The following is a 12,403-nucleotide window of genomic DNA, read 5'->3' as shown; positions in this document are numbered from 1 at the left end:
GCGTCAGGACACGCCAGAGTGCCGCGCCCCCTGGACACGCCGGAGTGCCGCGTACCCGAAACGCGAGGGGGCGGCGGACCGTCGAACGGTCCACCGCCCCCTCGGACGTAGGAGTTACTTGACGACCGTGATCCGGCCGGTCGCCGGCGGGGCCAGCGGGGCGGTCGCGGTGGAGTGCGCCGCCAGGTAGGCGGTGAACATGTCCAGGTCGGACGCGCCGACCAGCTTGTTCTTGTGCTCCTTCAGGACGGCGAAGCCGTCACCGCCGCCGGCCAGGAACTCGTTCATCGCGACGCGGTAGGTCTTCGACGGGTCGATCGCCTCGCCGTTCAGCTTCACCGAGGACACCACGATCCGGTCGGCGCCGGTCTTCGTCATGTCCAGGGTGTAGGTGAGGCCCTTCGAGATCTGGAGGATCTTCGGGGCGGCCTGGTTGGCGCCGCTGACCTGCTGCTGGAGCGTCGTGATGAGCTGGGCGCCGGTCAGGTCGACCGCCGTCATCATGTTGGTGAACGGCTGGACCGTGTACGCCTCGCCGTAGGTCACCACCCCGTCGCCCTCGGCGCCGGACGCCTTGTGGACCAGCGGCGCGCGGACACCGCCCGGGTTCATCAGGGCCAGCTGCGCGCCGCCCTTGTCGGCCGGGGCCATGCCCTCGAGCTGCGCGTCGGCGATCAGGTTGCCCAGCGGCTTCTCGGGCGCGTCGGCGGGGTTGTCGACGTCACCGGAGATGTAGCCGACGGGACGGCTCGCGATCGGCGCCGCCAGCGCGTTCCAGCGGGTGATCAGCCGGGTCATGTCCGCGGCCTTCGGCACGTCACGGGTGACGACGTGGTTCGCGGAGGCGACGGCCGTACGGACGATGTCCTTCGTACGACGGTCGTAGGTGAGGGTCGTGTCGGTGTAGAGCTTGCCGAACGAGGCCGCCGAGGTGACCGTGCGCGGCTTGCCCGCGGGGTCCGGGATGGTGCACGCGTACGCCTGGTGGGTGTGGCCCGTGACCAGGGCGTCGACCTGCGGGCTGACGTTCTTCGCGATGTCCACGATCGGGCCGGAGATGCCGTCGCCGGGGCCGGGGCTGTCGCAGTTGTAGTTGTACGAGCCCGAGGCCGGCGCGCCGCCCTCGTGCAGCAGGGCGACGATGGACTTGACGCCCTTGCGCTCCAGCACCTTGGTGTACTTGTTGATCGTCTCGATCTCGTCGCCGAACTTCAGGCCCTTGATGCCCTCGGCGGAGACGATGTTGGCCGTGCCCTCCAGGGTCACGCCGATGAAGCCGATCTTGACGCCGTTGCGCTCCCAGATGAAGTACGGGTCGAGCAGCGGCTTGCCGCTCTCCTCGTTCGTCACGTTGGCCGCGAGGTACGGGAAGTCGGCGCCCCGGAACCGCTTGCCCTTCTCGAAGCAGCCGGCGGTCGGGTGACAGCCGCCGTTCTGGATCCGGGCCAGCTCCTTGGCGCCCTCGTCGAACTCGTGGTTGCCCACCGAGGTGACGTCGAGCTTCAGACGGTTGAGCGCCTCGACGGTCGGCTCGTCGTGGAAGAGCCCGGAGACCAGCGGAGACGCGCCGATCATGTCGCCGGCGGCGGCGGTGATGGAGTACCGGTTGCCCTCACGGGCCTGGCGCAGGTGCGTGGCCAGGTACTCGACGCCACCGGCGTCGATGGTCCTGGTGGTGCCGTCCGGGTTGGTGTGGGTGACCCGCCCCGCCGAGCCGGTCGGCGGCTCCAGGTTGCCGTGCAGGTCGTTGAAGGAGAGCAGCTGGACGTCGACGTACCGCCCGTGACTGCCCCCGTCCTTCGGCCCCGAGGCGCCCGCGGGCAGCGCGGCGACGAGTGCGCCGACGGTGGCGAGCCCCGCGCCGACGGCGAGTATCCGCCCGGCTGTCCTCTTCTTCTTCGGTGTCGCTGCCATCGCTCCCCTTGTCCCCGCGCCCGTTCCGGTGCGCCTCTCGACTGCTGACGTGCGAGCGAAGCCTAGAGTCAACGCGCGTAGCGCAACAGGGGGTAGCGGGTTACGAGACAGTTGCCGTCGCCTTTCCCCGGCGCGGCCGCGTGTCACCGTAGGCTCGGGCCCATGACTTCCGACGCGGCGCCGGCCCTCGAACCCGGACGGCAGATCCACACCTACGACGAGCTCACGCCCGAGCAGATCCAGGACGTACTGGACCTGCTGAAGGCCGCGGACCAGGCCGACGGCGTGCACGCCGTCTCCGAGCAGGGCAGGCTCTACCTCCGGCACGGCGGCCGCGAGGGCGTGCGGCACTTCCTCCTCACCGTCGGCACCCACCTCTACGGCTACGCCCAGCTGGAGGAGACCGACCCCATCGAGGCCCCGGCCGCCGAGCTGGTGGTCCACCCCGGACACCGCGGCCGCGGCCACGGCCGGGCACTCGGCACCGCCCTGCTCACCGCCTCCGGCAAGCGGCTGCGCGTCTGGGCGCACGGCGGGAAGTCCGCCGCCCGGCACCTCGCCCAGGTCCTCGGCCTGACCCTCTTCCGCGAACTGCGCCAGCTCCGCCGCTCCCTGACGCCGCTCGACATCCCGGAGCCGGTGCTCCCCGAGGGCGTCACCATCCGCACCTTCGTCCCGGGCCAGGACGACACGGCCTGGCTGGCCGTCAACTCCGCGGCCTTCGCCCACCACCCCGAGCAGGGCTCGCTCACCCAGCGGGACCTGGACGACCGGATGTCCGAGCCCTGGTTCGACCCGAAGGGCTTCTTCCTCGCCGAGAAGGACGGCCGGCTCATCGGCTTCCACTGGACGAAGACCCACGCCGAGGAGCAGCTCGGCGAGGTGTACGTCGTCGGGATCCTGCCCGACGCCCAGGGCGGCGGCCTCGGCAAGGCGCTCACCGCGACCGGGCTGCGGCACCTGGCGGCGCAGGCGCTGCCGACGGCGATGCTGTACGTGGACGCCGACAACACGGCGGCGGTGACGGTGTACGAGCGGCTGGGCTTCGTCACGCACGAGGTGGACCTCATGTACCGCACGGAGTCGTGAGCACGAAGTCGTAACACCTGTGACTCAGGGGGCGGTTGACACCGCCCCCTTCTTTCCACCACCCTTTCACTACTTGATTAGTGAAAGGGTGGTGGAAGCGATCGTGGTCGAGTACCGCATCGACCGGCGCAGTGGCGTCGCCACCTACCTCCAGATCGTCCAGCAGACGAAACAGGCCCTCCGGATGGGCCTCCTGGAGCCCGGCGACCGACTGCCCACCGCACGCGAGGTCGTCGAAGCGACGGCCATCAATCCCAACACGGTCCTCAAGGCCTACCGCGAGCTCGAACGCGAAGGCCTCGTCGAAGCCCGCCGCGGCCTCGGCACCTTCGTCCGCGCCACGCTCGGCACCGGCCCGGCCGACTCGCCCCTGCGCGGCGAACTCGCCGACTGGGCCCGCCGCGCCCGCACCGCCGGCCTGGACCGCGATGACGTGGCCGCGCTCTTCACATCCGTACTGAAGGAACACTTCGAGGGGGACGCATGACCGACCCGGTCATCGAGGCCGAGGGACTCGGCCTGCACTACCGACGGCGCGGCGGGGTCTGGGCCCTGAAAGACTGCACCTTCGCCCTGCCCGCCGGCCGTATCGTCGCCGTCGTCGGCCCCAACGGGGCAGGCAAGTCGACCCTCCTCACCCTGGCCGCGGGCCTGTCACGGCCCACCGAGGGCCGGATCACGACACCCGCGCGGGAGCGTCTCGCCTACGTCGCCCAGGACAAGCCGCTCTACGGACAGCTCACCGTCGCCGAGACACTGAGGCTGGGCCGCGAGCTCAACCCGGAACGCTGGGACCCGGCCACCGCCGAACGCCTCGTCGCGGCCGGACCCCTGCCCCTGAACGCCCGGGTCCACTCCCTCTCCGGCGGCCAGCGCACCCGCCTCGCGCTCGCGCTCGCCCTCGGCAAGCGGCCCGAGATCCTGCTCCTCGACGAACCGATGGCCGACCTCGACCCGCTCGCCCGGCACGAACTCATGGGCGCCCTCATGGCCGACGCCGCCGAACACGGCACGACCGTCCTCATGTCGTCGCACATCCTCACCGAACTGGAGGGCGCCTGCGACCACCTGCTGCTCGTGCAGGAAGGCCGGATCCGCCTCGACGGCGCGATCGACGACCTGCTCGCCGCGCACAGGCTGCTGACCGGACCGGTCGCCGACCTCGCCCCCCACACCGTCGTCGACTCCCGCACCACGGGCCGTCAGCTCACGGCGCTGGTCCGCCGGGAGGGCCCCATCGAAGGCCCCTGGACGTCCGCCGAGCCGTCCCTGGAGGAACTCCTCCTCGCCCATCTCCGCACCCCGCGCACACCGGAAGGAGCCTCCGCATGAGCACCCTCGCCCTCAAGGGCCCCTCCTGGGTGACCGTCCGTCAACACCGCAGGGCGATCTGGTGGGCGCTCGCGCTCGCCGCCGTCGGGGTGGCGACGATGGCCGCCTCACGGCTGTGGTCCGACAGCGCGGTGGAGGCACTGCGCGCGACCGGCTGCGCCTTCGACAGCACGGAGCCGGCCTGCATCCAGCACGCCGGCGACTTCACCGACGGCCAATGGTTCGCCCGCAACCTCCTCGGCTACGTCTCCGTGTGCATGCTCGTCCTGCCCGGCCTGCTCGGGGCGTTCGTCGCGGGCCCCATGCTCGCCCGCGAGCTGGAGTCCGGGACGTACAAGCTGGCGTGGACCCAGTCGATCAGCCCGGCCCGCTGGCTCGCCTCCAAGGTGGCCGTGCCCGCCGCGCTCACCCTCACCGTCGTCACACTGCTGAGCCTGGCCTTCCACTGGTCGTGGTCGACGGGCCCCACCAACGACTTCCCCACCTACTGGTACGACCCGGCCATGTTCGTCTCCTTCGGCATCGTGCCGATGGGGCACGCGCTCCTGGGTCTGGCCCTGGGCACGGTCATCGGCCTCCTCGTCCGACGCACGGTCGTCGCGATGGGCGTCGCCGCGCTGGTCATCGGCACGGCCCTCGCCCTCCTCGCCCGGCTGCGCGCAGGGCTCTGGCCCATCCAGACCCTGACCGGCCACGAGCTGTCACCGCGGGGCAACGTCTGGCAGCTGAGCAGGGGCATGCTCACCGCCTCGGGCGAGCGCCTCTCCTGGGACGACTGCTACGTCGGCCGGCCGCAGGACGCCGGGCAGTGCATGACCGACCGGGGCGGCGTCGTCGAGTTCATCGACGTCCACCCTGCCTCGCACTACTGGCCTCTCCAGCTCGTCGAGACCGGCATCTGCCTCGCCGTCGCCGCCCTGGCGCTGTACGCCGCCTTCCGCGTCCTGCGCACCCTTCACCCGTAAGGACGCACGGGCACCCCTGGGCACGCACCGGCAACCCGTAGGGACGCACCGGCACCCGTAAAACATTCAGACGATCAGGGGGCGGGGCCCGCACACGGCCCCGCCCCCGATTCCCGTACGACATGTCGTCGTTACCGGCCATTCAGACGCGCTTGCGACGCTCACGCAATGAAGCGCTCCGTGACCCCGCCCGGCAGGGCGGCCCTCCCCAAGGGGAGACTTCCCTCCCCCACGGCCCGCTCCGACGCGCCCGACCACCCCTTCGCGCGGAAGAATGGGGCCATGAGCCAGCAGCCCGCCGAGGTCCCGGTCCAGTCCTCCGCCACGCAGTCCGTCCCGTCGTCCGCCGCACGGTCCGCGGACTCCATAGCCACGCGCCGCGCGCAGGTGGTCAACGGTGCCGTCGTCACCGATCTGGACGGCGACCTGGACTCCGACCCGGACACCTACAAGGACGACGGCGCGCTCGGCGACGACCTGCCGCAGGGGCGCTTCCTCGACCGGGAGCGCAGCTGGCTCGCCTTCAACGAGCGCGTGCTCGAACTGGCCGAGGACCCCACCACCCCGCTCCTCGAACGGGCGAACTTCCTCGCGATCTTCGCGTCGAACCTCGACGAGTTCTTCATGGTCCGGGTCGCCGGCCTCAAGCGCCGCATCGCCACCGGCGTCGCCACCCGTTCGGCCTCCGGCCTCCAGCCCCGCGAGGTCCTCGACCTGATCTGGACCCGCTCGCGCGAGCTCATGGCCCGGCACGCGGCCTGCTTCCAGCAGGACGTGGCCCCCGCCCTGGCCGACGAGGGCATCCACCTGATCCGCTGGCCCGAACTCACGGAGAAGGAGCAGGCCCGCCTCTTCACCCTGTTCCGGCAGCAGATCTTCCCGGTCCTCACCCCGCTGGCCGTGGACCCGGCGCACCCCTTCCCGTACATCTCGGGGCTCTCGCTCAACCTCGCCGTGGTCGTACGCAACCCGGTCAGCGGCCACCGGCACTTCGCGCGCGTGAAGGTGCCGCCGCTGCTGTCCCGCTTCCTGGAGGCCTCCCCGCAGCGCTACGTCCCCCTCGAGGACGTCATCGCGGCGCACCTGGAAGAGCTCTTCCCCGGCATGGAGGTGCTCGCGCACCACATGTTCCGGGTCACCAGGAACGAGGACCTGGAGGTCGAGGAGGACGACGCCGAGAACCTGCTCCAGGCCCTGGAGAAGGAGCTCATGCGGCGCCGCTTCGGCCCGCCGGTGCGCCTGGAGGTCGAGGAGTCCATCGACCCGTACGTCCTCGACCTGCTCGTCCGCGAGCTGAAGGTCTCCGACGCCGAGGTCTACCCGCTGCCCGGCCCGCTCGACCTCACCGGCCTCTTCGGCATCTCCGGGCAGGACCGGCCCGAGCTCAAGTTCCCCACGTTCGTGGCCGGCACCCACCGGGACCTCGCCGAGGTCGAGTCCGCGTCCCCACCGGACATCTTCGCGGCGCTGCGCGAGCGCGACGTCCTGCTCCACCACCCGTACGACTCGTTCTCGACGTCCGTACAGGCCTTCCTGGAGCAGGCGGCGGCCGACCCGGACGTCCTCGCCATCAAGCAGACGCTGTACCGGACCTCCGGCGACTCGCCGATAGTCGACGCCCTCATCGACGCCGCCGAGTCCGGCAAGCAGGTCCTCGTCCTCGTCGAGATCAAGGCCCGCTTCGACGAACAGGCCAACATCAAGTGGGCGCGCAAGCTGGAGGAGGCCGGCTGCCACGTCGTCTACGGCCTCGTCGGCCTGAAGACCCACTGCAAGCTGTCGCTCGTCGTACGGCAGGAGGGCGAGCTCCTGCGCCGCTACTCCCACGTCGGCACCGGCAACTACCACCCGAAGACGGCCCGCCTCTACGAGGACCTGGGCCTGCTGACCGCCGACCCGCAGGTCGGCGCGGACCTCTCGGACCTGTTCAACCGGCTCTCCGGCTACTCCCGCCGCGAGACGTACCGCCGGCTGCTCACCGCCCCGAAGTCGCTGCGCGACGGGCTCGTCTCCCGCATCACCAAGGAGATCGCCCACCACCGCGCCGGCCGGCCCGCGTACGTCCGGATCAAGGTCAACTCGATGGTCGACGAGGCCGTCATCGACGCCTGCTACCAGGCCTCGCGGGCGGGCGTCCCGGTCGACATCTGGGTCCGCGGCATCTGCGCCGTACGCCCCGGGGTCACCGGCCTCTCGGAGAACATCCGGGTCCGCTCGATCCTCGGCCGCTTCCTGGAACACTCCCGGATCTTCGCCTTCGGCAACGGCGGCGAACCCGAGGTGTGGTTCGGCAGCGCCGACATGATGCACCGCAACCTGGACCGCCGGATCGAGGCCCTCGTGCGGGTCTCGGACCCGGCGCACCGGGCAGCGCTCACCCGGCTCCTGGAGACCGGGATGTCCGACACCACCTCCTCCTGGCACCTCGGCCCCGACGGGAACTGGACGCGGCACGCGACCGACCCCGAGGGCCGACCGCTCCGGCACGTCCAGGAGATGCTCATCGACGCGCGGAGGCGCCGGCGTGCACAACCCTGACCAGTCGCAGGACGTCTCGGCGGGCGAGGTCCTGGCCCCCTACCTGCACGCCCGCGCCGCGGACTTCCTCCGCGGCCTCCGGCTCCACGGCGAGAGCGGCTCGGACACGGCCGGATCGGAGGAGGCGGCCCGCACGCTGCGCGGCGCCGCCCGCCGCATCAGCGGGACGCTCCACACGTTCCGGCCGCTGCTCGACACGGCCTGGGCGGACCAGCTGCGCACCGAGCTCGCCTGGCTCTCGGGCACCCTCGCCCTTGAGCACGCCTGCACCTCACGGCTCGTCCGCCTGGTGGACGCGCTGTCCCGGCTGTCGAACGGTACGGGCGGGATGAACGGCAGCGGACCCGTCCCCGCCGCCCGCGGCGGCGAGGCGGCCGGCCTCACCGTCGGCGCCGCCCGGGCGGGCGCCCTCCTGGAACGGCAGCTGACACTGGCCCGGACGCGCGCCCACTCGGCGTCGCTCCAGGCCCTGGGCTCGGCCCGCTTCCACGCGGTCGCCGACGCCGTCGCGCTCCTCGCCTCCGAGGTCCCGCTCGGCCCCGCGGGCGGCGCCCCCGCCGTCGAGGTCCTGGACGGCCCCGCCGAGGTCGCCGAGCGGCGCCTCCTGGACGCGGTGGCCGCCCTGCCGCTGACGCGGGCGGCCCACCCGTACAACGCGGACGCCCTCGCGCTGGCCGCCGGGGAGAGCCAGGACGCCCCCTGGCACCAGACACGGCTCCTGCTCCGGCTGCACCGGTACGCCACCGAGGCCCTGCACACCGGGGGCGAACCCGACGCCGTCCTGTTCGAGGCCGCCCGGGCCCTCGACCGGCACCGGGACGCCGCCGAGGCCGCGTCGGCGGCCGCCGCGGCCGCCCGTACCCCTCGGATCGCCCCGGCGACCGCGTACGCCCTGGGCGTCCTCCACGCCGACCAACGCCACGAGGTCGAGGCCTCCCGCTTCGCCTTCCAGCGCGCCTGGCGCAGAACGACGGCACCCGTCCCGTGAGCGTCCCCGCCCCCGAGTCCCCGATCCTCGCCGCCGGCTGCGTCCTCTGGCGTCCGGCGCGTTCCGGCCACGGCATCGAGATCGCCGTCGTCTTCCGACCGAAGTGGTCCGACTGGTCCCACCCCAAGGGCAAGCTGAAGTCCGGAGAAGAGGCGCGAGCGGCTGCGGTCCGCGAGGTTCGGGAGGAGACGGGCATGACGTGTGTGCTGGGCGTCGAGCTGCCCACCGTCCGCTACCAGGTCCAGGGCCGTCCCAAGGAGGTCCGCTACTGGGCGGCCGAGGCCACAGGCGGCTCGTTCGAACCGAACCGGGAAGTGACGCGTCTACTGTGGCTCGACCCCGATGCCGCCCGCGCCTGCCTCACCCAGGAGAGGGACAAGCACTTGATCAGCGTGTTCCTCAGGGGGCGCGGCGCCCGGACGTCGTCTCCCGGCGCCACTCGGGGATGAGCAGGGCGGGGTCGAACGGCGCCTTGTCGCTGATGCCCTGCGGGACGGGCAGGACAAGGACCGACGCGAGGATGCGCGTGATCACCGCGCGCTTCTCGCGCACGGTCATGCGGGCCCACCTGTCCGGGCTCCACGCGCGCAGCAGCTTCTTCTCCGCCTGCTCTAGGGTGTGCTCCCGCCGCTCCGACTCCAGACTCTCGATGTGCCGCCCGAGCCGCACCAGCAGATCCCGGACGTCATCCCAGGCCACCTCGCCGCTGACGAGCGCCGACTCGATTCCGCCTCGCGCTGCGCGCAGCTCGGCCAGCTTCCCCTCGCCACGCCACGCGGCCGTGTCGGGAGTACCGTCCGTGACGTGTTCCTCGAGATGGCCGATCACCAGCCCTTCCAGGAACGCGTCCACGGGAGCCACCCTCCGGCCCACACCTCTGCAGTTGGGGTCCCCGCAGCGGTAGTAGTCGCCGTACTTCGCGTTCCGCCCGGTGGCCCTGTTTCCGCAGAGCCGGGACCGGCAGATCTGCCCCAGGTCGTTGACACGCCCGCACCGGAGTACGCCCGAGAACAGGTAGACGCGGGGAGTCCGCGCCATGGCTGCCGGGGCCAAGGCACGTCCCGGAGCCAGGCCTCGTCGCGCGCGCCCCGCCCTCACCCCGTTCATGATGCCGATCCATGTCCCGTGGCCGACGCCGTCCCGAGCCTCGTCGGCGTGGTCCCACCGGCCGATCACCGGTTCCCCGGTGGCGGGATCCCGTACAAGGGCACCGTCCAAGATCCGGCCGCCCCACCAGGCAGGATGGGTCACCAGGCCCTTCACTCCCTGCTCTGACCAGCGACCCTCCCTCGCCGTCCTGACCCCCCTCCGGTTCAGGTCGGCGGCGATCCCCCGCCATGACCCGCCGGCCGCCCGCGCCTTGATCATGCTCAGCAGGTGACGCCACTCCTCGTCGTTCCTGTGCTTGTTCCCGATCCGGTGGGGGTCCGTGGAAGCCCCCAACCAGCCGAACCGGCGCGGTCCGGCGTAGACCCCGCCTTCCTCGGCACGGTCGGCTCGGCTCCTGGCTGTACGGGCCCGCACTCTGTCGACTTCGCCCCGTCCCGACGGAGCATCCGCCTCGGTGAGGTCGACCGCCACGGCCCCCTCGACGAAGACCCCGCCACCGGCCATGGCAAAGGCGTCCTGGAAAGCGACGAAGTCACGGGACAAGCGGTAGACCCTCTCCCGCTCGACGCTGACGCACCCCTGGACCGGAATGCCCGTCTCCCTCTCGGAGCCGTGGGCGATGTCCTGGCACATGCGCCGGAAAGCCGGCCTCGGCGTCTGTTCCTTGGCAGCCGTCAGGTTGTTGTCCTCGTAGTGCAGCACCACGACACACCCCAGAGCCGCCGCACTCCTGGTGTTGCCGCGGTGCTGACGCGTGACCCCGACGGAGCCCCCGTCCAGTCGGTCCGCGGAGATCCGTGCGTACGAGATCAAGGGTGTACGTCCGCGCAACCAGCCCTCCGCGGTCCCGCCCCCGTCGAGCCACGCCTGGAGCGCCGGTGCGACGAAACAGCGGGAGAAGGTTCTGGACGGTCGCTCCGGGTCGCGCGTGTCGAGCATGTTCACGTAGCCCTCCTGCATCGTGGTCGACACGACAACAGCCGGTAGCACCGAAAGGGCACGTGTCCGCCCCGCCCGGCCTCACCACCGCCCCCACGACCCGCACCCGGCCTTACGGCACGGTTCACTTTCCGTTCACCCTGTCCCGTCGACGGCTTCACCTGTTCTGCCTAATTTCGGCCTTACACGGTGCACAGAGCACAGCGATGCACCACCCACCGACACACGCCGCCGTAGAACGTTCAGGACACTCGGTCCGCGACAGGGCGGCTTCTGGAAGGAACACCCGAAAGTGAAGCTTTCGCGCAAGAACGGGCTTCGCGCCTCCGCGATCGGTGCCCTCGTCGTCTCCGGTGCGCTCGTCCTCTCGGCGTGTGGCTCGGACAACAACACGGAGACGCCGGCCAAGGAAGGCGGCACGAAGAGCTCCTCCGCCGCCGCCTCGAACATCGCCTGCGAGGGCGCCAAGGGCCAGCTCCTCGCCGCCGGCTCCAGCGCGCAGAAGAACGCGATGGACCTCTGGGTCAAGAACTTCCAGGCCGCGTGCTCCGGTGTCGAGATCAACTACCAGGCCATCGGCTCCGGCGGTGGCATCACCAAGTTCAACCAGGGCCAGGTCGCCTTCGCGGGCTCCGACTCCGCCCTGAAGGACGAGGAGGTCGCCGAGTCGGCGAAGATCTGCAAGACCGGCAAGGGTGTCAACCTGCCCATGGTCGGCGGCCCCATCGCCATCGGTTACAAGCTGGACGGCGTGGACAACCTGGTCCTCGACGCCTCCACCATCGCCAAGATCTTCGACAACAAGATCACCAAGTGGAACGACCCGGCGATCGCCAAGCTGAACCCGGGCGCCAAGCTCCCCGACAGCACGATCCAGGCCTTCCACCGCTCGGACGAGTCGGGCACCACCCAGAACCTGGGCAAGTACCTCTCCACCGCGGCCGCCGCCGACTGGAAGCACGACCCGAAGTCGAAGTCGTGGCCCGCCCAGGGTGGCCAGGCCGCCAACGGCTCCTCCGGTGTCGCCACCGCGGTGAAGGACGCCGAGGGCTCCATCGGCTACTTCGAGCTCTCGTACGCCGCCGCGAACAAGATCTCCACCGTCAGCATCAACACCGGTGCCGCCGCCCCGGTCGCCGCCTCCTCGGAGAACGCGTCCAAGGCCATCGCCGCCGCCAAGGTCAAGGGCACGGGCAGCGACGTCGCCCTCTCCCTCGACTACGCCACGAAGGCCGAGGGTGCCTACCCGATCGTCCTCGTCACCTACGAGATCGCCTGCGACAAGGGCAACAAGGCGGAGACCCTGCCGACCCTGAAGGCGTTCCTCAACTACACCGTGAGCGAGGAGGGCCAGAAGGTCCTCGCCGACGCCGGCTACGCCCCGCTCCCGGCCGAGATCGCCGCGAAGGTCCGCGCGATCGTCCCCACCCTGTCCTGACCCCCGGCCGGGTCCGGCCCCCCGCTCCGGGGGCCGGACCCGGCATCCGGTGCACCGCCGCCAGGAGCCCGTACGTCCGTAGGGGCCCCG

General features: G+C 71.3%; 10 protein-coding genes. 8 read left to right on the top strand and 2 right to left on the bottom strand.

What is annotated here, in order from left to right; genetic code table 11:
• Window positions 1-114 precede the first annotated feature (114 nt).
• Window positions 115-1,914: a bifunctional metallophosphatase/5'-nucleotidase gene (locus ACIP8Z_RS16810; protein WP_402083950.1), complete on the bottom strand. Its 1,800-nt coding sequence runs from the start codon at window positions 1,912-1,914 to the stop codon at window positions 115-117.
• 162 nt (window positions 1,915-2,076) lie between these two features.
• On the opposite strand from ACIP8Z_RS16810, the gene mshD reads away from it, so the two are divergent.
• From mshD to ACIP8Z_RS16775, 7 genes are all read left to right on the top strand, one after another.
• On the top strand, window positions 2,077-3,003 hold the full coding sequence (gene mshD, locus ACIP8Z_RS16805; RefSeq protein ID WP_402083948.1) for a mycothiol synthase: 927 nt from the start codon (window positions 2,077-2,079) through the stop codon (window positions 3,001-3,003).
• A gap of 103 nt (window positions 3,004-3,106) precedes the next feature.
• On the top strand, window positions 3,107-3,490 hold the full coding sequence (locus ACIP8Z_RS16800) for a GntR family transcriptional regulator (protein WP_402085271.1): 384 nt from the start codon (window positions 3,107-3,109) through the stop codon (window positions 3,488-3,490).
• Window positions 3,487-4,335: an ABC transporter ATP-binding protein gene (locus ACIP8Z_RS16795; RefSeq protein ID WP_402083945.1), complete on the top strand. Its 849-nt coding sequence runs from the start codon at window positions 3,487-3,489 to the stop codon at window positions 4,333-4,335. Before ACIP8Z_RS16800 ends, ACIP8Z_RS16795 begins: the two co-directional genes overlap by 4 nt.
• Window positions 4,332-5,300 (top strand): ABC transporter permease, encoded by a 969-nt coding sequence (locus tag ACIP8Z_RS16790; RefSeq protein WP_402083944.1) that lies wholly within the window; start codon window positions 4,332-4,334, stop codon window positions 5,298-5,300. The genes ACIP8Z_RS16795 and ACIP8Z_RS16790 overlap by 4 nt, the downstream gene beginning before the upstream one ends.
• Before the next feature lie 282 nt (window positions 5,301-5,582).
• Window positions 5,583-7,838 carry an RNA degradosome polyphosphate kinase gene (locus tag ACIP8Z_RS16785; RefSeq protein WP_402083941.1) on the top strand — a complete coding sequence of 752 codons (2,256 nt, stop codon included), beginning with the start codon at window positions 5,583-5,585 and terminating at the stop codon, window positions 7,836-7,838.
• Window positions 7,825-8,826, top strand: a complete 1,002-nt coding sequence (locus tag ACIP8Z_RS16780; RefSeq protein WP_402083939.1) for a CHAD domain-containing protein — start codon at window positions 7,825-7,827, stop codon at window positions 8,824-8,826. The genes ACIP8Z_RS16785 and ACIP8Z_RS16780 overlap by 14 nt, the downstream gene beginning before the upstream one ends.
• Window positions 8,823-9,275 carry an NUDIX hydrolase gene (locus ACIP8Z_RS16775; protein WP_402083936.1) on the top strand — a complete coding sequence of 151 codons (453 nt, stop codon included), beginning with the start codon at window positions 8,823-8,825 and terminating at the stop codon, window positions 9,273-9,275. Before ACIP8Z_RS16780 ends, ACIP8Z_RS16775 begins: the two co-directional genes overlap by 4 nt.
• On the opposite strand, the gene ACIP8Z_RS16770 is transcribed toward ACIP8Z_RS16775, so the two are convergent.
• On the bottom strand, window positions 9,226-10,908 hold the full coding sequence (locus tag ACIP8Z_RS16770; RefSeq protein ID WP_402083934.1) for a recombinase family protein: 1,683 nt from the start codon (window positions 10,906-10,908) through the stop codon (window positions 9,226-9,228). The genes ACIP8Z_RS16775 and ACIP8Z_RS16770 overlap by 50 nt on opposite strands.
• Before the next feature lie 259 nt (window positions 10,909-11,167).
• Between ACIP8Z_RS16770 and pstS the strand changes: the two genes are divergently transcribed.
• The gene (gene pstS, locus ACIP8Z_RS16765; RefSeq protein WP_402083931.1) at window positions 11,168-12,313 is read left to right on the top strand and encodes a phosphate ABC transporter substrate-binding protein PstS; all 1,146 of its coding nucleotides are present in this window, start codon (window positions 11,168-11,170) and stop codon (window positions 12,311-12,313) included.
• Window positions 12,314-12,403 lie beyond the last annotated feature (90 nt).

Origin of the sequence: Streptomyces sp. NPDC088553, from assembly GCF_044752965.1 — a bacterium.
In the GTDB taxonomy this organism is placed as follows: domain Bacteria; phylum Actinomycetota; class Actinomycetes; order Streptomycetales; family Streptomycetaceae; genus Streptomyces.
Note: the sequence above shows the minus strand (reverse complement) of the source record. Positions and strands in the feature narration are given on the sequence as shown.

What these genes read in the sequence shown, in the direction of transcription:
- ACIP8Z_RS16810 (WP_402083950.1), bottom strand. Translation starts at nt 1,914, where the DNA reads ATGGCAGCGACACCGAAGAAGAAGAGGACAGCCGGGCGGATACTCGCC.
- mshD (WP_402083948.1), top strand. Translation starts at nt 2,077, where the DNA reads ATGACTTCCGACGCGGCGCCGGCCCTCGAACCCGGACGGCAGATCCAC.
- ACIP8Z_RS16795 (WP_402083945.1), top strand. Translation starts at nt 3,487, where the DNA reads ATGACCGACCCGGTCATCGAGGCCGAGGGACTCGGCCTGCACTACCGA.
- ACIP8Z_RS16790 (WP_402083944.1), top strand. Translation starts at nt 4,332, where the DNA reads ATGAGCACCCTCGCCCTCAAGGGCCCCTCCTGGGTGACCGTCCGTCAA.
- ACIP8Z_RS16785 (WP_402083941.1), top strand. Translation starts at nt 5,583, where the DNA reads ATGAGCCAGCAGCCCGCCGAGGTCCCGGTCCAGTCCTCCGCCACGCAG.